The following is an 18,687-nucleotide window of genomic DNA, read 5'->3' as shown; positions in this document are numbered from 1 at the left end:
TGATGGCCAACAAGTGATCAAGTGAACGACGCGCATCGGCCTGGCCGGGCATCGCCTGCGCTCCAATCATTCATCTGTCACTGACCCAAGGTTCTCCATGGCTCAATACGTCTTCACCATGCATCGGCTGGGCAAAGTTGTTCCGCCGAAGCGGGAAATCCTCAAAAACATTTCGCTGTCCTTCTTCCCCGGCGCCAAGATCGGCGTACTCGGCCTCAACGGTTCGGGTAAGTCCACGCTGCTGAAAATCATGGCCGGCGTCGACACCGAGTTCGAGGGCGAAGCCCGTCCGATGCCGGACCTGAACATCGGTTATCTGCCGCAAGAGCCACAACTTGATCCGACCAAGACCGTGCGTGAAGTGGTCGAGGAAGCGGTCAGCGTGATCAAGGATGCGCAAGCGCGTCTGGACGAGGTCTACGCGGCTTACGCCGATCCGGATGCCGACTTCGACAAACTCGCCGCCGAGCAGGCCAAACTCGAAGCGATCCTGCAGGCCAGCGACGGTCACAACCTTGAGCGCCAACTGGAAGTCGCCGCCGATGCGCTGCGTCTGCCGGCCTGGGACGCCAAAGTAGAACACCTGTCGGGTGGTGAGAAGCGTCGTGTGGCCCTGTGCCGCCTGCTGCTGTCCGCCCCGGACATGCTGCTGCTCGACGAACCGACCAACCACTTGGACGCCGATTCCGTTGCGTGGCTGGAGCACTTCCTGCACGACTTCCCGGGCACCGTGGTAGCGATCACGCACGACCGTTACTTCCTCGACAACGTTGCTGGCTGGATTCTCGAACTCGACCGCGGCGCGGGCATTCCATACGAAGGCAACTACTCGGGTTGGCTTGAAGCCAAGTCCGATCGTCTGGCCGCTGAATCCAAGCAGCAGTCGGCGCACGAAAAAGCCATGAAGGAAGAACTGGAGTGGGTGCGCAAAGGCGCCAAAGCCCGCCAGTCGAAATCCAAGGCACGTCTGCAACGCTTCGAAGAAATGCAATCGCAGGAATTCCAGAAGCGTTCGGAAACCAACGAGATCTACATCCCGGCCGGTCCACGCCTGGGCGACAAGGTCATCGAATTCAAGAACGTCACCAAGGGCTACGGCGATCGCGTGTTGATCGACAACCTGTCGTTCTCCATGCCTAAAGGCGCCATCGTCGGCGTGATCGGCGGTAACGGTGCCGGTAAGTCGACCCTGTTCCGCATGCTGATGGGCAAGGAACAACCGGATTCGGGCAGCATCGAAGTCGGCGAAACCGTGCAACTGGCCTGCGTCGATCAGAGCCGCGATGACCTGGATGGCAGCAAGACTGTGTTCCAGCAGATCTCCGACGGTTCCGACCAGATTCGCATCGGCAACTACGAGATCCCGTCGCGTACCTATGTCGGTCGCTTCAACTTCAAGGGCGGCGACCAGCAGAAGTTCGTCAAGGACCTGTCCGGTGGTGAGCGCGGTCGTCTGCACCTGGCGCTGACCCTGAAGGAGGGCGGCAACGTCCTGCTGCTCGACGAACCGTCCAACGACCTCGACGTTGAAACCCTGCGTTCCCTGGAAGAAGCCCTGCTGGACTTCCCGGGCGCCGCCATTGTGATCTCTCACGATCGGTGGTTCCTTGACCGCGTGGCGACACACATCCTGGCGTACGAAGACGACTCGCAAGCGATCTTCTTCGAAGGTAACTACACCGAGTACGAAGCCGATCGCAAAAAGCGTCTCGGCGAAGCAGCTGCTCAGCCACACCGGGTACGTCACAAGAAACTGGCCTGATTCGGGTTGGTTGCATGAAAAGCGGAGCCTTCGGGCTCCGTTTTTTTTGCCTGGGTTTTCAGGTTGACCGAGTGGGATTCATCGCTGGCAAGCCAGCTCCCACAGGATTTTTGTCATGCCCTGATTTTTGTGAACGCCGCTGGACACGGTGGGAGCTGGCTTGCCAGCGATGGCGGTGTAACTGTTGGTGCATGACTTGAATTTGGTCTCCCTATTCAGGTGCGAAATCAGGGCAAAAAACGAACCGATTTATATCCTGTGCACCATTTAATTTCATAACTGCGACATTTTGCTCTGTTCCTGTGCGCAATTCGTTTGTTACAGTCCGGCTCAATCTCTTCCAACGACAATAAATTTGCCGAGACTTTTCCCATGATCGAATCCGTCGAATCCTTCCTCGCCCGGCTGAAAAAACGTGACCCGGATCAGCCTGAATTCCACCAGGCCGTCGAAGAAGTCCTGCGCAGTCTGTGGCCGTTTCTCGAAGCCAATCCGCATTACCTGACCTCGGGGATTCTGGAACGCATTTGCGAGCCGGAGCGAGCGGTGGTGTTTCGCGTGTCGTGGGTCGACGATCAAGGCAAGGTTCAGGTCAATCGCGGTTTCCGCATTCAGATGAACAGCGCCATCGGCCCGTACAAGGGCGGCTTGCGTTTCCACCCATCAGTGAACATGGGCGTGTTGAAGTTTCTCGCCTTTGAACAGACCTTCAAGAATTCCCTGACTTCGCTGCCCATGGGCGGCGGCAAGGGTGGTTCGGACTTCGATCCGAAGGGCAAGAGCGATGCCGAAGTCATGCGTTTCTGTCAGGCGTTCATGAGTGAGCTGTACCGTCACATCGGTTCGGACGTCGATGTGCCGGCCGGTGACATCGGCGTCGGCGCGCGGGAGATTGGTTTCCTGTTCGGCCAGTACAAGCGCCTGAGCAACCAGTTCACCAGCGTGCTGACCGGCAAAGGCATGACGTATGGCGGCAGCCTGATTCGCCCGGAAGCCACCGGTTTCGGTTGCGTGTATTTCGCGGAAGAGATGCTTAAGCGTCGTGAGCAAACCGTCGAAGGCAAACGCGTGGCGATCTCCGGTTCCGGCAACGTTGCGCAGTACGCGGCGCGCAAGGTCATGGATCTGGGCGGCAAGGTGATTTCGCTGTCCGACTCCGAAGGCACGCTGTACTGCGAGGCAGGCCTGAGCGAAGAGCAATGGCTGGCGCTGCTGGAACTGAAAAACGTCAAGCGCGGCCGCATCAGCGAATTGGCCACGGCATTCGGTCTGGAGTTCCGCGCCGGTCAGCACCCGTGGTCGCTGCAATGCGACATCGCGCTGCCATGCGCCACTCAGAATGAACTCGACGCCGAAGCCGCTCGCACCTTGCTGCGCAACGGTTGCGTGTGCGTGGCCGAAGGCGCGAACATGCCGACCACGCTGGAGGCTGTGGATATCTTTATCGAGGCCGGGATTCTGTTCGCGCCTGGCAAGGCATCGAATGCCGGCGGCGTGGCGGTGAGCGGTCTGGAGATGTCGCAGAACGCCATGCGCCTGTTGTGGACGGCCGGAGAGGTCGACAGCAAACTCCACGCGATCATGCAGTCGATCCATCACGCCTGCGTGCATTACGGCGAAGAGAACGGGCGGATCAACTACGTCAAAGGCGCAAACATCGCCGGCTTCGTCAAAGTCGCCGATGCGATGCTGGCCCAAGGCGTGGTTTAAGCCGGTTCGATGCGGATCACTTCAATCACTTGATCGCCAGCGGGGCGCTGCCACAGCACCTCATCGTTGAGCCGGGCGCCAAGCAATGCCCGGCCCAACGGAGAGCCCCAATTGATCAGGCCTTTGCTGGCGTCGGCCTGATCTTCACCGACCAGTTGCACCCGGCGTTCGGTGTCGTGTTCGTCGGCGTAGGTCACCCAACTGCCAATCTGCACCTTGTCGGTGGAGGTGGCGGCGACAGCCACCTGCGCGCTGCTCAGGCGTTGATTGAAATAGCGCAGATCCCGTTCCAGATCGGCCTGGCGTTGTTTGTCGGCCTGGTCTCCCTTGGCCGATTGTTCGGCGTGCAGCGCTTGCAGCTCGGCGACTTTGGCCTGCAACTGCGCCAGACCTTGTGGGGTGACGTAATTGGGCTGTTCGCTGACGTGGCGTTCGACCGGTTGATCGGCTTGCGCGGCGGCGTTGTCTTCGTTGACGAAAGCGCGGCTCATGGTGTCCTCCTCTTTATAGAGTCTGGCCATGGTCGCAGGCATTTGGTTTCACTGGATGTCTGCAAGCGACCTATTGCGAACGATAGGCCCGCCCGGCGTCCTGATCTTTCTGCTGCTGCCAGGCGCGCTCGCGTTGGTCCCAGTGTTCGTTGCGGTAGTCTTCGCGATCCTTGTTTTCCAGCATTGCCTGACACTGGCGGAAGCCATCGGTCCAGCCGTCGGCGTACTGCTTATCCTTCAGATAGCGCGGCACGTTCTTGCGAAACTCGCCGCTGATCGAACCGGCAGCCTGCCGGCCACTGACACAACCGTCATCGAAACCGTCGGCGAAGGCCGGTGGATAACCTTTGGCGATCAGATCTTCATGGGTGGATTGGCAACCACCCAGCAACAGCAAAACTCCCAGCAAACCCGCACACCGCCACATCGCACTCTCCCGCGCCGTCACACGGCTGATGGGGAAAGTCTAGAAGCGGATTCGTCGGACGTTGGTGAAAGACATGTAAGTTTTTCGTTGAACACCGGAGAACCCTGTGGGAGCGGGCTTGCCCGCGATGAGGCCATCAGACTCAACATCTTTGTCGGCTGACAGTCCGCTATCGCGGGCAAGCCCGCTCACACAGGTTCTGCGATGTGCCTGATCAGTAGTGATACCACTTCACTTCGAGCATGACTTCCGTCTCTGGCGTCGCGACGTGGCTGAACTCACGCTGCGCACTCAGGCGCAAACCAAGGTTGCGCGACAATTCCCACTGCTGATTAAGGCTCAGGCTGCGGCGCACTTCGCCGTTGGTGAAGTAATCACCCTTGGCCTCCACACTCAGATTGCCCAGCGGGTTTTTCCACAACACGCCACTGTTGAAGCCGGCCGCCGGGGCGATGAAACCGGCGAAGTCATTGTTGTGTTCAACCCGCACCGTACCGAGGGCGAAACCCAGCACGTCTTCGCCCAATTGCCAGGTGCCACCCCCGCCACCATTGACGTGGCTGACCAGCGTTTCGTCGTCATGCTTGCCCGGCACACGCTCCAGCCCGCCAGTGACTTGCCACGACAGGGGCTGAAGCAGCTCGTTACGCGGCGTCAGTGAACGAATGGTCGCGAGATCGAGTTGCTGGAATTGCCAGTGATTGCCTTCGTACTGGCGCAGTTTCATCTGCAGGATTTCGATCTGCGCACCCAGCGGGAAACTTTCGGCGTTGTCGTTCAGGTCGTGGTAAGCCATGCGCAAGCCATACTCGCCGAACGCACGATCACCACGTGTGCCGACACCGGCCTGCCAGGTGCGTGATTCGTGGCCGTCTTCGGGCAGACCGGGTTGTGGGATCTCCAGATCCGGTGCCGGGTTTTTATTGATCGCCCGCAGCAGTTCGAAACTGCGTTGCGCCCGCTGCGGATCGCGTTCCTGACCGTTGGCGCGATAGCGTTCCAAGCGGTAAGCCGCGTCGATGATCAAGGCTTGGCGGGCGCGGGGCAGGGCTTTGAAGGCCGGGTCTTGCAGCTGCTGTTGATCGGCGCTGACCTTCAATACCCATTGCTGTTCTTCGCCACTCAGCGGCTCGGCACGGCTGAGCAATTCACGCTCGCGGGAAGGACGGTATTCGATGCTTTCCACCAGCCCGGCCTCTTTCACCGCTTTGACCGTGTCGGTGGGGATCGCGGTCAGCGGGAATTGCTCGGTCAGGCGCAGGCTCGGGCGCGCCACTTGCAGCAGTTCAAGCAGACGATACGAGCAGTTTTCGTCGAAGAAGAAATAGTCGAACTGGATCTGCTTCAACTCCCACACATGCTCGACCATGCGTGCGGTTTCTTCTTGCGTCAGGTTCAGCCGGTATTCCCACAGGTCGCGGTTTTCCAGGCTGCGGTATTCGGAGAGTTTTTCCTGGTACGGCACCAGCGCGAACAGGCCGGGATAGCCGCCCATCAAGCCTTTCCAAGCGTAGAGAATGCTGTTGTCGGAACCTTCGATATAGGCGCCGAAGTTGATCGCGTAACTGAGCAGCGAGGTCTTGTCGCTTTGCACGTCAGCCTGATCGATGCGCAGCAGGGTGTGGCCGAACATCGATGACGGGCTGTTGAGATACGCAGCCGGGAAGATCATCACCGCGCTGTGCGGGGAGACATCCTTGAACCACTTTTTGTACTCGGCGCACGCGGGCGTCGGCAGATCGGTGAGGTTTAGTTGCGCCTTCAGCCAACGGGTACGGGCGGGATAAACGCATTGTGCATGTTGCTCGCCGAGGCTGGCCGGGGCGTACAGCGCCTGCACCGTAGCGGCCAGTTCGTGATCGGGGTGCTCATTGCCATCAGGGGCGAGAAAGAATTTCCTGTCGCTGACATAGCTGCGCCAGCCGCCGAGTTTGGCGGTTTCGTAGTGACCGAGGGAAATCCAGAAACGGTCGTTGGCCAGTTGCTGCAAACGTTGAGGGTCGATGTTTGGCGCGGCGGACAGCGGGGCGCAGACACAGAGCGCCAGCCAGGCAAGGCGTTTGAGCATAGTTGGCAACTTAAACAAGAAAGAAACAAAAGCCCGAATGGCGGGAATACCGAGCAGTCAGCGGGGAAACTCATACCCCGTGGCGGGGGATTTATCCCCGATGGGCTACGCAGTAGCTCCCATCCCTGCAACTCCATTGCATCAGATACACCGCATGCAAAGGTTTCACGACTGCTTCGCAGCCGATCGGGGATAAATCCCCTCGCCACAGGTCACCGTCAAGCATGACTTTTCTGGTATTGCCCGGGAAGGGCACGTTCAAAAAACAAAACCCGCTTCCCGAAGGAAGCGGGTGAGGCCGAGCTTAAGCCTGAGTCGCGTACTTGGCCAGACGTGGGTCTGATTTCAGAACGGCCAGGGTGTTGGTATGCACGTCTTCAGCGGTCACGTCAGCCTTGCTGAAGATCTGCTGGAAGTGCTCGTGAGTGACGGCAGCAAAGTGCGCACGGTCTTCCGGCGCCACGCCCAGTACCACGGCGTAGGTCGTCAGCGCTTCGCCGTTGCCCTTGGCCATGTCTTCGGACAGCTCGTTCATCATGCCATTCATGGCAAACCAGGATTTGCCGCCGTAGGTCAGCGATGCGTTGGTCGAGCAGCCGTTGGTGCCGGAAGTCATGCCGAAGGTGGCGTTACCGGAAGTGCCGTTGGTGGTGGAAGCGAGGAAGTGCGCCGGGGTGCCACGCTGACCTTCGAACAGCATGTTGCCCCAACCGCAATCCGGGCCGCCCGGGGCTTGCGCCATTGCGTTGATGGATACAGCGGTGAAGAGAGTACCGAGAAGAATCCGTTTCATAGCTTTGTTCTCTTTGTGTGCATACCAATGGACAGGGTTCTGGCCCCCAAGCTCTGTACGAAACAGACCCAAACGAAGCCAGTGGGCCGGTATTAGTTCCAGCCGCGCAGTTTGGAGTTTAGGCACGTTCCCGCAGTTCCGTGATTTTTTACAAAAGATTTGGTCATAAGCCCGTTTTCCGGGGGCCTGCTGCGCAGAGGGCGAGTTGTCTATGCTTTGTCACATGGCGCGCCTTGCCAGTGGGGCACGGGCAGCGCCAGAATGCCGCTATCTGCCCCGCCTGATTGTTAAGGAAGCCCGATGCCTGATCCTGTTGCTGCCAGCTTGCGTCTAGCGCCCGAAGCGCTGACCCGTCCGTTTTCCGCTGAACAGTTCAGCTTCACTACCACCAATGATCTGGAGCCCTTTCGCGGTGTGCTCGGCCAGGAACGCGCGGTCGAAGCCTTGCAGTTCGGTGTGGCCATGCCACGCCCCGGTTACAACGTCTTTGTCATGGGCGAGCCCGGTACCGGTCGCTTCTCGTTCGTCAAACGCTACCTGAAGGCCGAAGGCAAGCGCCTGCAGACCCCGGCCGACTGGGTCTACGTCAACAACTTCGATGAACCGCGCGAGCCCCGCGCCCTGGAACTGCCATCGGGCACGGCCGGCGCATTCATCGGTGACATCAACGGTTTGATCGACAACCTGCTGGCGACTTTTCCGGCGGTGTTCGAGCACCCGTCCTACCAGCAAAAGAAAAGCGCCATCGACCGCGCTTTCAACCAGCGCTACGACAAGGCCCTCGACATCATCGAGCGTCTGGCCCTGGAAAAAGACGTCGCCCTGTACCGCGACAGCAGCAACATCGCGTTCACGCCGATGCTTGATGGCAAGGCGCTGGATGAAGCCGAGTTTTCGCAATTGCCGGAGGCTGATCGCGAGCGTTTCCACGATGACATCTCCGGCCTCGAAGAGCGCCTGAACGAAGAACTCGCCAGCCTGCCGCAGTGGAAGCGCGAGTCGAACAACCAACTGCGTTCGCTCAACGAAGAAACCATCACGCTGGCCTTGCAGCCGTTGCTGTCGCCACTGTCGGAGAAGTACGCAGAAAATGCTGCTGTCTGCGGTTATCTGCAAGCGATGCAGGTGTATCTGCTGAAAACCGTTGTCGAGCAACTGGTCGACGACAGCAAGACCGACGCCGTCGCGCGCAAGCTGCTGGAAGAGCAATACGCACCAAGCCTGGTGGTCGGTCATCCGGCCAGCGGCGGTGCGCCGGTGGTGTTCGAGCCGCATCCGACCTATGAAAATCTGTTCGGCCGCATCGAATACACCACTGATCAGGGCGCGCTCTACACCACCTATCGTCAGTTGCGTCCGGGGGCCTTGCACCGCGCCAATGGGGGTTTCCTGATCCTTGAAGCGGAAAAAATGCTCAGCGAGCCGTTCGTGTGGGACGCGCTCAAGCGCGCCCTGCAATCGCGCAAGCTGAAAATGGAATCGCCACTGGGCGAGATGGGCCGCTTCGCCACCGTGACGCTCAACCCGCAGCACATTCCGTTGCAGGTCAAAGTCATCATCATCGGTGCGCGGTCGCTGTATTACACGTTGCAAGACCTTGATCCGGACTTCCAGGAGATGTTCCGCGTTCTGGTCGATTTCGACGAAGACATCCCGATGGTCGACGAGAGCCTGGAGCAGTTCGCCCAGCTGTTGAAAACCCGGACTTCGGAAGAAGGCATGGCGCCGTTGACTGCTGATGCAGTGGCGCGCCTGGCCACTTACAGCGCGCGTCTGGCCGAACATCAGGGGCGTTTGTCGGCGCGTATCGGCGATCTGTTCCAGCTGGTCAGCGAAGCGGATTTCATTCGTCATCTGGCTGGCGATGAAATGACTGATGCCGGGCACATCGAGCGAGCCCTGAAAGCCAAGGCCACCCGCACCGGGCGTGTCTCGGCGCGGATTCTCGACGACATGCTCGCCGGGATCATTCTGATCGACACCGATGGCGCGGCGGTCGGCAAGTGCAACGGTCTGACGGTGCTTGAGGTCGGCGACTCGGCGTTCGGTGTGCCGGCGCGGATTTCCGCCACGGTGTACCCGGGCGGCAGCGGCATCGTCGACATCGAGCGCGAGGTCAATCTCGGTCAACCGATCCACTCCAAAGGCGTGATGATCCTCACCGGTTATCTGGGTAGCCGTTACGCCCAGGAATTCCCATTGGCGATTTCCGCGAGCATCGCGCTGGAGCAATCCTACGGTTACGTCGATGGCGACAGTGCGTCGCTGGGCGAGGCGTGCACGCTGATTTCGGCGCTGTCGAAAACCCCGCTCAAGCAGTGTTTCGCGATCACCGGTTCGATCAACCAGTTCGGTGAGGTGCAGGCGGTCGGCGGGGTCAACGAGAAGATCGAAGGCTTCTTCCGTCTCTGCGAAGCACGCGGTCTGACGGGCGAGCAGGGCGCGATCATTCCGCAGGCCAACGTGGCGACACTGATGTTGGATGAGAAAGTGCTGGCGGCGGTGCGCGCCGGGCAATTCCACGTTTACGCGGTGCGTCAGGCTGATGAGGCGTTGAGTCTGCTGGCCGGCGAGCCGGCGGGTACGCCGAACGAGGAGGGCGAATTCCCTGAAGGCAGCATCAACGCGCGGGTGGTCGAGCGCTTGCGCGACATCGCCGAAATGATCAGCGAAGAAGACCTCAAGGAAGCCGAGAAGGAATTGGCGCAGGAAGCATTGGCCGAAGCCAAACCCGCTTAAGCCTGGCGCGGTCAAACTGCAGGAGTGAGCCTGCTCGCAATGGCGGTGTGTCAGTCGGCAAAAATGTTGCCTGACACGTTGCCATCGAGAGCAGGCTCACTCCTGCATTTGTTTTCCAAATTGGTTTTTGCAGTGATCTTCGGGAAATGTGCCATCACTCTGGCGCCAATATTCACACAATGACCATTCGGCGCCTTTTGGTTCTATCCGGCTTGCGCGGCGGACTTTTCTTCTATTCTCAGCTCAAGGATATCGACAGTATCACTGGATCGAGCCAGTCCTCCCGTGAGGGCTGAATACCGGCTTCACCGAGGGTCGCCGCCATGTCGCGCAACCTCTGCCTCACCCGTCAATGCCTGGGTCTTGTGACCCGCATCGAATGCGCCATCAAACCGTTGGCCGGCGATAACGGCATGTGGACGCTGCTCTTCGCTGCCGGCATGGCCGGCGAACAACCTTCCGCCATCAAAGCTCAGGGCCCGTTTCACGGACCGATCGCCGCCGAGTCAATCCTCGACACCATCGTTGAAAGTCTGACGATGCACGGCTATCAGTTGGCCGACGATCCACAGATCTGGAGCCTGCACCTGCAAGCCCAGCTGCGGCAGATCAACGGTGGCCGAGGCCGCAGCCTCAATTGACGCAGATCTGCGCAGGGACTGCTGCAGGTTGCGATCTTTTCAGGGTGCCGAATCAGGCATCTGCGCCTTGTCGAGTTTGACCTCAAAACCGTATTGCACGGTGGCGAGGTCGGTTCGCTGATAGGTCTCCACGTGAGTTGGACGGCCATAAAAATAATGCACGCCAAACAGCGCCGGGCCTTCTGCGCTCGCGTCGTGGCTGACCGAAAGAATCTGCTTCAGGTAATTGCCACTGTCGTCCTTGACGAAGAAGCGCCACTCGTTGGCGGGGAACAGTTTCAGGTCCACCACCAGCGTGTTGTTCTTGATCTCCAGGCCTTTGGGCAGAGACTTGCCGTCGTAGGATTTCTTGTCGACCGTTGCCAGAAACAGCGGCATCGAGCCAACGGCGATCGCCGGGGTTTCCGGGAACAGATTCAAATCGTAGGTGATCGTCGCTCGCAGCGGATCAACCTGATAAGCCTCGGGCGGCAGTTCGATGGGTTCATCGAGTTTGCCGCTGCGTTTTTCGGTGAAGAATGTCACCGGGCTTTCACCGGGGTTGAAGTCATCGCCGAGCAGTTCATCGTTGAAGGTGCGGCGATGGGAAAACTCGATGCGCGCGGCGCTTGGGTCTTCAACCGATTGATGGACACGGATGCCAGCCTTCAACTGCTCTTCAGTGAGGCTTGCGCCTTTGAGCCAGTTCACGGCCAGATCGTCATACACCACCACCGGCAGATCCAGCGGCTGGATGGCTTTTTCCGTGGTGTGCTGATGGAACGCGCGAATGGGCAGATCCAGCGTTTTGCGGGTCACGGTGACTGCCGAGAAGTCGAGCACACTGACTTCCAGGGTTTCGATCGGGCCGTTGAAGTAGACCTTGTTGTAACGGCGCGGGTGCTGTTGATCGAAGGCTTGCTGTTCGTCGCCGAGCTGTTTTTCCAGCGTGTCGCTCCAGGTCTTCTGCTGTTGCAGGTGTGCCAGTTGTTTTTCGTAGAAGGACACCTGCTCCGGGCTTTCGTTGATCGAGCCGGCACGCACCAGATATTGCCCGGTGGCGTCGCGGGCCTGAACGATCAGCGGATTGAGCTGGGCGTCGGCGACTTCCGGAGCCAATGGCAGGTTGTTGCTGAATTCGACCTCGGCGTAGTTCTTTTCCAGTTTCAGCACTTTGACGCTGAGGTTGTCATCGGTACGCGCCTGACCGACATCCTTTTTACTCAGATCGAAACTGAACAGACGTCGCGGCGCGATCACTTCCACTTTGCCTTGCAGGCTCACCGGTTGTGGCTGGGTTTTCTTGTCCACGTCGAGACCGTCGATGAACGGGTAGGTCACGGTCAGGTCATCGGGATTGGTGACGTTGGAGCTTGAGGGGCTTAACTGAATGCCCGGATCGGTTTCCGACCACTCCGGCTGGTAAGCAATGACGCGCTTGTTGCTCAGGGTGACCGATTGCCATTCCACGCCATGGGGAAACAGGAAGCCGCCGGGAATGTTGAGGTTGAACGGGAAGACTGGTTGCAGATCCGTGAGGTAATCGGAACTGGCGTCCTTGTGCAGCACGAACAAACCATTGATGAAGGTATCGACCAGCGCCTGCGGGGCAGGGTAGTGCTTGAGGATGCCGAGGGCGTCTTCACCGTATTCGGTTTTTGCCACCATGCTGTCGAGTTTGAGCTGGGCGCGTTCAAGCAACAGCAGCGAGCCGCCGAGTTCGGTGACGGCGTCCTTGAGCTTCGGATCGCTGATGGCATCGAGTGACTGTTCGAATTTTGCGGTTTTTTCTTCCAGGCTGAGCGCATGCTTCTCGTCACCGGGCGAGCAACCGCCGAGGAGCAGGGTCAAGCAAATTCCGGCAGTCGTTATCGGCAATCGCACATCCATTTCCACTCGTCCTGTCCGCTGTCGCTGAGCTGTCATTGGCTTGGACACTAGCAGAAAAAAATGCCACACACGCGCAGGTGACGGATTTTCGGGCAGTTTCTGGGTGTCACAGGTGGCTGGTATACTCGCCGCCGATTACCACCACCCCATGTGTGAGATTCAATGGAACGCTTTATCGAAAACGCAATGTACACCTCGCGCTGGCTGTTGGCGCCGATCTACTTCGGGCTCTCCCTCGGGTTGCTGGCGCTGGCGCTGAAGTTCTTCCAGGAAGTTTTCCACGTCATTCCCAATGTGTTCTCGATGGCTGAATCGGATCTGATTCTGGTGTTGCTGTCGCTGATCGATATGGCTCTGGTGGGCGGCTTGCTGGTCATGGTGATGATTTCCGGCTACGAGAACTTCGTCTCGCAACTGGACATCGATGAAGGCAAGGAAAAGCTCAACTGGCTGGGCACCATGGATTCTTCGTCGTTGAAGATGAAAGTGGCGGCCTCGATCGTGGCGATCTCCTCGATCCACCTGTTGCGGATCTTCATGGATGCCAAGAACGTCGATCCCGAGCACCTGAAGTGGTACGTGATCATTCACATGACCTTCGTGCTCTCGGCTTGCGCGATGGGTTATCTGGACAAGGTCACCAAGCACTGATCACGCTTTGATCGCTGCAAAAAACACCGCCCGTCTGTTGCGAAACAGACGGGCGGTGTCGTTTGTGGCTTGTGCTTTGTTGCGCGCGGGCATATCCCTGTAGACGTCTTGGCTCGCCACTGCGTGAGGTGTGTTCATGAACCTGCAAGAGTTGAATGCGTTTGCCATCGCCAAAAAGGTTGATGAGCTGAACCTGATCTCCATGGAAGGCGGGATTTACCTGCTCGAAGCGCGGATGCATGGCGCGGCGTACCCGTTGAGTGATCTCAAGGGCAACATGCTGACGCTGCGTTCGGTCGAGCACGCACGGGATCTTTTGCACAGTTTCCCGGTGTTGCCGTTCAACCTCGTACACACCTCGGTACACGATGAAATGTGTGGCCTCGGCGCCAGTGGCGAGGAAAGCCTGAAAGTACCGCTTGCCTGGCGCTCGGCCCTGTAGGCCCTGCGCGCCACAGGTCTGGCATCTGTGCTAGTCTGCTCGCCCTTTTGGTTCCGGGCGCGCCGGGACGCGCTGTGCACGCACGGCAAGTCTTGTGGCCGTCCGCACAGCGGAGCAGTGTCATGTCCGAAGTAAATCTGTCCACCGACGAAACCCGCGTCAGCTACGGCATCGGCCGTCAGTTGGGTGACCAGCTGCGCGACAACCCGCCACCGGGTGTCAGCCTGGACGCGATCCTGGCCGGTCTGACCGACGCTTTCGCCGGTAAGGAAAGCCGTGTGGGTCAGGAAGAAATGTCCGCCAGCTTCAAGGTTATCCGCGAGATCATGCAAGCCGAAGCCGCTGCCAAGGCTGAAGCCGCTGCTGGCGAAGGCCTGGCCTTCCTGGCTGAAAACGCCAAGCGTGACGGCATCACCACTCTGGCTTCCGGCCTGCAATTCGAAGTGCTGACTCAAGGTGAAGGCGCCAAGCCGACCCGTGAAGACCAGGTGCGTACTCACTACCACGGCACGCTGATCGACGGCACCGTGTTCGACAGCTCCTACGAGCGCGGCCAGCCTGCAGAATTCCCGGTTGGCGGCGTGATCCCTGGCTGGACCGAAGCCCTGCAACTGATGAATGCCGGCAGCAAATGGCGTCTGTACGTGCCGAGCGAGCTGGCTTACGGCGCGCAAGGCGTTGGCAGCATCCCGCCGCACAGCGTTCTGGTGTTTGACGTCGAGCTGCTCGACGTTCTGTAAGACCTGGCCTGCCTTGATGGCGGGCTGATGTAGGAGTGAGCCTGCTCGCTATGGCGTGTTTTCAGTCGACTGATGTGTTGTCTGACACACCGCTTTCGCGAGCAGGCTCACTCCTACAGTTTTTACCGCGTTTCATAGTTCTATCTTGTGATGCAGTTCGCTGGTCGGGCGCAACGCCCGGGCGTAGCAGAACAGGAACAGATTGCGCACCAACTCCTTGAGCACCAGCGGCTCACTGGAATTCAGGCTGCTGACGTCCAGATCCCCCTGATCCTGCAGTTCATGCAAGGCTTCTTCTTCAAGCACCGCACAGACTTCACCGGTCTCCCGATGGAGGATTCTGAGGTAAGGGTGTGGGCGATCCAGCCACGCGTCGATCAAATAAGTCATGGTTCTAATCTCCTTGAAAGGTTTCAATGAGAATAATTCTTATTCATCAAATAGCAAGTGCCTATTGGCAGATTGTGAATTTTTCCGGGTAAAGATTGCGTAAGGTCAAAACGGCTGGCGTTTGGCTATTGCGTGAATTGGCTAGGGGAAAGCGGGGAGGGTGAAGCTCCATCCCACGTCTGGCGCGGGATGGATCACAACAGGTTCAGACTTTTCTGACGAACTCGGATTTGAGTTTCATTGGGCCGATACCGTCGATCTTGCAGTCGATGTCATGGTCGCCATCGCACAGGCGGATGTTCTTGACCTTGGTGCCGACCTTGACCACCAGCGAGGTGCCCTTGACCTTCAAGTCCTTGATCACGGTGATGGTGTCGCCGTCTTGCAGGACATTGCCGACCGAGTCTTTCTTCACTGCATCGTCAGAGGCCACTTCGGCTTCGCCATTGGCCGACCACTCGTGGGCGCACTCCGGGCAGATCAGTTGCGCGCCGTCTTCATAGGTGTATTCGGAATTGCATTTCGGGCAGGGTGGCAACGTGCTCACTAAGGCTCCTTGGGATGTGGATCGCTAAAAGTCGCACATTGTATAAGGTTTTAGCGGCAAGCGGGCAGGCAACAAAAAGCCGCAGGCTTCGGAGAAGGCTGCGGCCCTTGATTGCTCGGGATGATCAGTGTGTGCGGGCGACCGCAAACTCACTCAGCTCAACCAGTGCATCGCGATACTCGCTGGCCGGCAGCGCGTCGAGGCACTTGATCGCACGGGCCACGTAATCACGGGCCAGTTGCGCGGTGTATTCCAAAGAACCGGAAGCTTCCACGGCGATGCGGATGCTTTCCAGATCTTCGATCCCGCCTTTCTGGATCGCCTGACGCACCAGGGCTGCCTGTTCAGGCGTGCCTTCGCGCATGGTGTAGATCAGCGGCAGGGTCGGTTTGCCTTCGGCCAGATCGTCACCGACGTTCTTGCCCAGGGTTTCGGCGTCGCCTTTGTAGTCGAGCAGGTCGTCGACCAGTTGGAACGCCACGCCCAGGTGATCACCGAAGTTACGCAGGGCTTCGCTCTGCTCGGCGGTGGCGCCGGCCAGCGCGGCGGCGCTGTGGGTCGAGGCTTCGAAAAGCATCGCGGTCTTGCCGCGGATGACTTCCATGTAGGTTTCTTCGGTGGTGCTGGCGTCACGAACCTTGGACAGCTGCAACACTTCGCCTTCAGCGATAATGCGCGTGGCCTGGGACAGGATCTTCATGACCGGCATCGAGCCCAGTTCGACCATCATCTCGAACGAGCGTGAGTACAGGAAATCGCCGACCAGCACGCTCGGGGCATTGCCCCACATGGCGTTGGCGGTCGAGCGGCCACGGCGCATGCCGGACATGTCGACGACGTCGTCATGCAGCAGGGTCGCGGTGTGCAGGAATTCGATGGTGGCGGCGAGCAGGCGCATGTCGTCGCCTTCGCGACCCAGGGCCTTGCCACACAGCAGCACTAATAAAGGACGCAGACGTTTGCCGCCGGCCGAGGTGATGTAATCGCCGATTTTCGATACCAGCGGCACTCGGGAAGTCAGCTGCTTCTTGATGATGCCGTCGACGGCGCTAAAATCGTCCGCCACCGCGCGGTAGAAAGCTTGGGGTTGCATCAGCGAGAGTCGCTCCAGAAGGGTTGCGCGGCATGCTAGGACCCCCATCCAGACCTGTCAAGGCGCGATGGACGGCTACTTGCAAGCCTGCGGCGCCTTGCGTACAATCGCGCACCCTGAACTTCCTGGGCAGCACCTGCCTTACGCAATTGCAAGCGGGCCTTCCAGCCCCATGCAGCCATGCCAGCCAATACCTCTTCTTATAAAGAGCTGGGTGAGCAGGATTATCGGAGAAATACCATGTCTTATGCAGTAATCGTTACTGGCGGCAAGCAGTACAAAGTCGCCCCAGGTGAATACCTGAAGATCGAAAAACTGGAAGTCGCTACCGGCGAATCCGTTACCTTTGATCGCGTTCTGTTGGTTGCCAATGGCGACGACGTGAACATCGGCGCTCCAGTTGTTGCTGGCGCTACTGTTGTGGCTGAAGTGATCTCCCAAGGTCGTCACGATAAAGTCCGCATCATCAAGTTCCGTCGTCGTAAGCACCACATGAAGCGTATGGGCCACCGCCAGTGGTACACCGAGATCAAAATCACCGGTATTCAGGCTTAATTTCAGCCTAATTCCTCACTAGGAGAATTGAACTCATGGCACACAAAAAAGCTGGTGGTAGTACCCGTAACGGTCGCGACTCAGAAGCCAAACGCCTTGGCGTCAAGATGTATGGCGGCCAGAAAATCATTCCGGGCAACATCATCGTGCGTCAGCGCGGTACCCAATTCCACGCCGGTTACGGTGTAGGCATGGGTAAGGATCACACCCTCTTCGCTAAAATCGAAGGCGTGATCAAGTTTGAAGTAAAAGGCGCGTTCAACCGCCGTTACGTGAGCGTTGTCGCGGCTTAATCGCGAGATCGCTGGAAGAGCCCTGTCTTGCGACGGGGCTTTTTCGTTTGTGGGGTGAGTCTCTTGCAAAACTGTTTGTATGGGCTGTCGGCGTGCGATGCAGGTCGTGTTTTGGGGTCGCTGCGCTCATTTTTGCAAGAGTCTTATGTCTTGATTGTTTTTCGGCTCGTCCGTATGGCGAGAGGCGTTGGTTATGAAGTTTGTTGATGAAGTATCGATTCGCGTAAAGGCTGGTGATGGCGGCAATGGCGCCATGAGTTTCCGTCGGGAAAAGTTCATCGAAAACGGTGGTCCGAACGGTGGTGATGGTGGTGATGGCGGCTCTATCTACATGATGGCTGACGAAAACCTCAACACCCTGGTCGACTACCGTTACACCCGGCACTTCGATGCCGAGCGTGGTTCCAACGGCGGCAGCACCGATTGCACCGGCAAGAAAGGTGAGGACCTGATCCTGCGCGTTCCGGTCGGCACAACCGTGATCGACTCGGCGACTCAGGAAGTCATCGGCGACCTGACCAAGGCCGGTCAGAAGTTGATGGTCGTACAGGGCGGTTGGCACGGTCTGGGTAACACTCGTTTCAAATCCAGTACCAACCGTGCGCCACGCCAGACCACGCCGGGTAAGCCGGGTGAGCAGCGTGACCTGAAACTGGAAATGAAAGTACTGGCTGACGTGGGGCTGCTGGGCTTGCCGAACGCCGGTAAAAGTACCTTCATTCGCTCGGTCTCTGCCGCCAAGCCGAAAGTTGCCGACTACCCGTTCACCACGTTGGTGCCAAACCTCGGTGTGGTCAGCGTCGATCGCTGGAAGAGCTTCGTCGTGGCCGACATTCCGGGTCTGATCGAAGGTGCTTCCGACGGTGCTGGCCTGGGTATCCGCTTCCTCAAGCACTTGGCGCGTACGCGTCTGTTGCTGCACCTCGTCGACATGGCGCCGCTGGATGACACCAGTGCACCGGATGCCGCGGAAGTGATCGTCAACGAACTGATCAAGTTCAGTCCGTCTCTGGCTGAGCGTGATCGCTGGCTGGTGCTGAACAAGTGCGACCAGATCCTTGAAGAAGAGCACGAAGAGCGCGTCAAGGAAATCGTTGATCGCCTGGAATGGACTGGTCCGGTTTACGTGATCTCGGCGATCGCCAAGATCGGTACCGAGCGTCTGTGTCATGACATCATGCGTTACATGGAAGATCGTGCTGATCGTCTGGCCAATGACCCGGCTTACAAAGAAGAGCTGGCCGATCTCGATCAGCGCATCGAAGACGAAGCTCGCGCGCAATTGCAGGCGCTGGATGACAAGCGTGCCCTGCGTCGTAGCGGCGTGAAGTCGGTCCATGACATCGGTGACGATGATTGGGACGAAGAAGATGTGGATGACGAAGACGGTCCGGAAATCATTTACGTGCGCGACTGATTCGTTGCAGTAAACTTAAGCGCCGCTCAATCGAGCGGCGTTTTAGTATCTGGAAATCG

General features: G+C 58.6%; 18 protein-coding genes. 10 read left to right on the top strand and 8 right to left on the bottom strand.

Features of this window, described 5'->3' with window-relative positions; translation table 11 throughout:
- Positions 1-97 precede the first annotated feature (97 nt).
- A complete protein-coding gene (gene ettA / locus KI231_RS25350) occupies positions 98-1,762 on the top strand; it encodes an energy-dependent translational throttle protein EttA (protein ID WP_093434780.1) in 1,665 nt (554 codons plus the stop codon).
- 372 nt (positions 1,763-2,134) lie between these two features.
- Positions 2,135-3,472 carry an NADP-specific glutamate dehydrogenase gene (gene gdhA, locus KI231_RS25345; RefSeq protein WP_213026634.1) on the top strand — a complete coding sequence of 446 codons (1,338 nt, stop codon included), beginning with the start codon at positions 2,135-2,137 and terminating at the stop codon, positions 3,470-3,472.
- Here gdhA and KI231_RS25340 read toward each other — a convergent pair.
- From KI231_RS25340 to KI231_RS25325, 4 genes are all read right to left on the bottom strand, one after another.
- Positions 3,469-3,963 (bottom strand): GreA/GreB family elongation factor, encoded by a 495-nt coding sequence (locus KI231_RS25340; RefSeq protein ID WP_213026633.1) that lies wholly within the window; start codon positions 3,961-3,963, stop codon positions 3,469-3,471. The genes gdhA and KI231_RS25340 overlap by 4 nt on opposite strands.
- A 70-nt stretch (positions 3,964-4,033) precedes the next feature.
- A complete protein-coding gene (locus tag KI231_RS25335) occupies positions 4,034-4,390 on the bottom strand; it encodes a hypothetical protein (RefSeq protein ID WP_103303610.1) in 357 nt (118 codons plus the stop codon).
- 214 nt (positions 4,391-4,604) lie between these two features.
- Complete coding sequence (locus KI231_RS25330; RefSeq protein ID WP_213026632.1) at positions 4,605-6,458, bottom strand: Lnb N-terminal periplasmic domain-containing protein; 1,854 nt, start codon at positions 6,456-6,458, stop codon at positions 4,605-4,607.
- 304 nt (positions 6,459-6,762) lie between these two features.
- On the bottom strand, positions 6,763-7,251 hold the full coding sequence (locus KI231_RS25325) for a DUF3015 domain-containing protein (protein ID WP_007909797.1): 489 nt from the start codon (positions 7,249-7,251) through the stop codon (positions 6,763-6,765).
- Positions 7,252-7,551: 300 nt separating this feature from the next.
- Here KI231_RS25325 and KI231_RS25320 point away from each other — a divergent pair, with 300 nt between their 5' ends.
- Together KI231_RS25320 and KI231_RS25315 are read left to right on the top strand one after the other, a co-directional pair.
- Complete coding sequence (locus tag KI231_RS25320; protein WP_213026631.1) at positions 7,552-9,990, top strand: Lon protease family protein; 2,439 nt, start codon at positions 7,552-7,554, stop codon at positions 9,988-9,990.
- A 323-nt stretch (positions 9,991-10,313) separates the two neighbouring features.
- Positions 10,314-10,631, top strand: coding sequence for a PA4575 family protein (locus KI231_RS25315; RefSeq protein WP_103303607.1), 318 nt, complete (start codon positions 10,314-10,316; stop codon positions 10,629-10,631).
- 39 nt (positions 10,632-10,670) lie between these two features.
- Here the strand turns inward: KI231_RS25315 and KI231_RS25310 are convergent, their stop codons facing one another.
- Entirely contained in the window at positions 10,671-12,500 is a 1,830-nt protein-coding gene (locus KI231_RS25310; RefSeq protein ID WP_213026630.1) for a hypothetical protein, read from the bottom strand.
- Positions 12,501-12,662: 162 nt separating this feature from the next.
- On the opposite strand from KI231_RS25310, the gene KI231_RS25305 reads away from it, so the two are divergent.
- The 3 genes from KI231_RS25305 (at position 12,663) to bamJ (ending at position 14,333) form a co-directional block, all read left to right on the top strand.
- Positions 12,663-13,151 (top strand): TIGR00645 family protein, encoded by a 489-nt coding sequence (locus KI231_RS25305; protein ID WP_103303605.1) that lies wholly within the window; start codon positions 12,663-12,665, stop codon positions 13,149-13,151.
- A 136-nt stretch (positions 13,152-13,287) separates the two neighbouring features.
- Entirely contained in the window at positions 13,288-13,593 is a 306-nt protein-coding gene (locus tag KI231_RS25300; protein WP_103303604.1) for a DUF6482 family protein, read from the top strand.
- 122 nt (positions 13,594-13,715) lie between these two features.
- Positions 13,716-14,333 carry a BamJ family beta-barrel-assembly machinery protein gene (gene bamJ / locus KI231_RS25295; RefSeq protein WP_103303603.1) on the top strand — a complete coding sequence of 206 codons (618 nt, stop codon included), beginning with the start codon at positions 13,716-13,718 and terminating at the stop codon, positions 14,331-14,333.
- Positions 14,334-14,465: 132 nt separating this feature from the next.
- Here bamJ and KI231_RS25290 read toward each other — a convergent pair whose 3' ends face one another.
- The 3 genes from KI231_RS25290 to KI231_RS25280 all read right to left on the bottom strand — a co-directional run bounded on the left by KI231_RS25290 (position 14,466) and on the right by KI231_RS25280 (position 16,363).
- Entirely contained in the window at positions 14,466-14,723 is a 258-nt protein-coding gene (locus tag KI231_RS25290; protein ID WP_034153845.1) for a PA4570 family protein, read from the bottom strand.
- A gap of 205 nt (positions 14,724-14,928) precedes the next feature.
- Complete coding sequence (locus KI231_RS25285; RefSeq protein ID WP_003228364.1) at positions 14,929-15,270, bottom strand: zinc ribbon domain-containing protein YjdM; 342 nt, start codon at positions 15,268-15,270, stop codon at positions 14,929-14,931.
- Positions 15,271-15,394: 124 nt separating this feature from the next.
- On the bottom strand, positions 15,395-16,363 hold the full coding sequence (locus KI231_RS25280; protein WP_213026629.1) for a polyprenyl synthetase family protein: 969 nt from the start codon (positions 16,361-16,363) through the stop codon (positions 15,395-15,397).
- A 240-nt stretch (positions 16,364-16,603) separates the two neighbouring features.
- On the opposite strand from KI231_RS25280, the gene rplU reads away from it, so the two are divergent.
- The 3 genes from rplU to cgtA all read left to right on the top strand — a co-directional run bounded on the left by rplU (position 16,604) and on the right by cgtA (position 18,628).
- Complete coding sequence (gene rplU, locus KI231_RS25275) at positions 16,604-16,918, top strand: 50S ribosomal protein L21 (protein ID WP_007950961.1); 315 nt, start codon at positions 16,604-16,606, stop codon at positions 16,916-16,918.
- A gap of 35 nt (positions 16,919-16,953) precedes the next feature.
- Complete coding sequence (rpmA, locus tag KI231_RS25270; RefSeq protein ID WP_003176049.1) at positions 16,954-17,211, top strand: 50S ribosomal protein L27; 258 nt, start codon at positions 16,954-16,956, stop codon at positions 17,209-17,211.
- 193 nt (positions 17,212-17,404) lie between these two features.
- Positions 17,405-18,628 (top strand): Obg family GTPase CgtA, encoded by a 1,224-nt coding sequence (gene cgtA / locus KI231_RS25265; protein ID WP_103303602.1) that lies wholly within the window; start codon positions 17,405-17,407, stop codon positions 18,626-18,628.
- Positions 18,629-18,687 lie beyond the last annotated feature (59 nt).

Origin of the sequence: Pseudomonas sp. Seg1 (genome assembly GCF_018326005.1) — a bacterium.
In the GTDB taxonomy this organism is placed as follows: Bacteria; Pseudomonadota; Gammaproteobacteria; order Pseudomonadales; family Pseudomonadaceae; genus Aquipseudomonas.
Note: the sequence above shows the minus strand (reverse complement) of the source record. Positions and strands in the feature narration are given on the sequence as shown.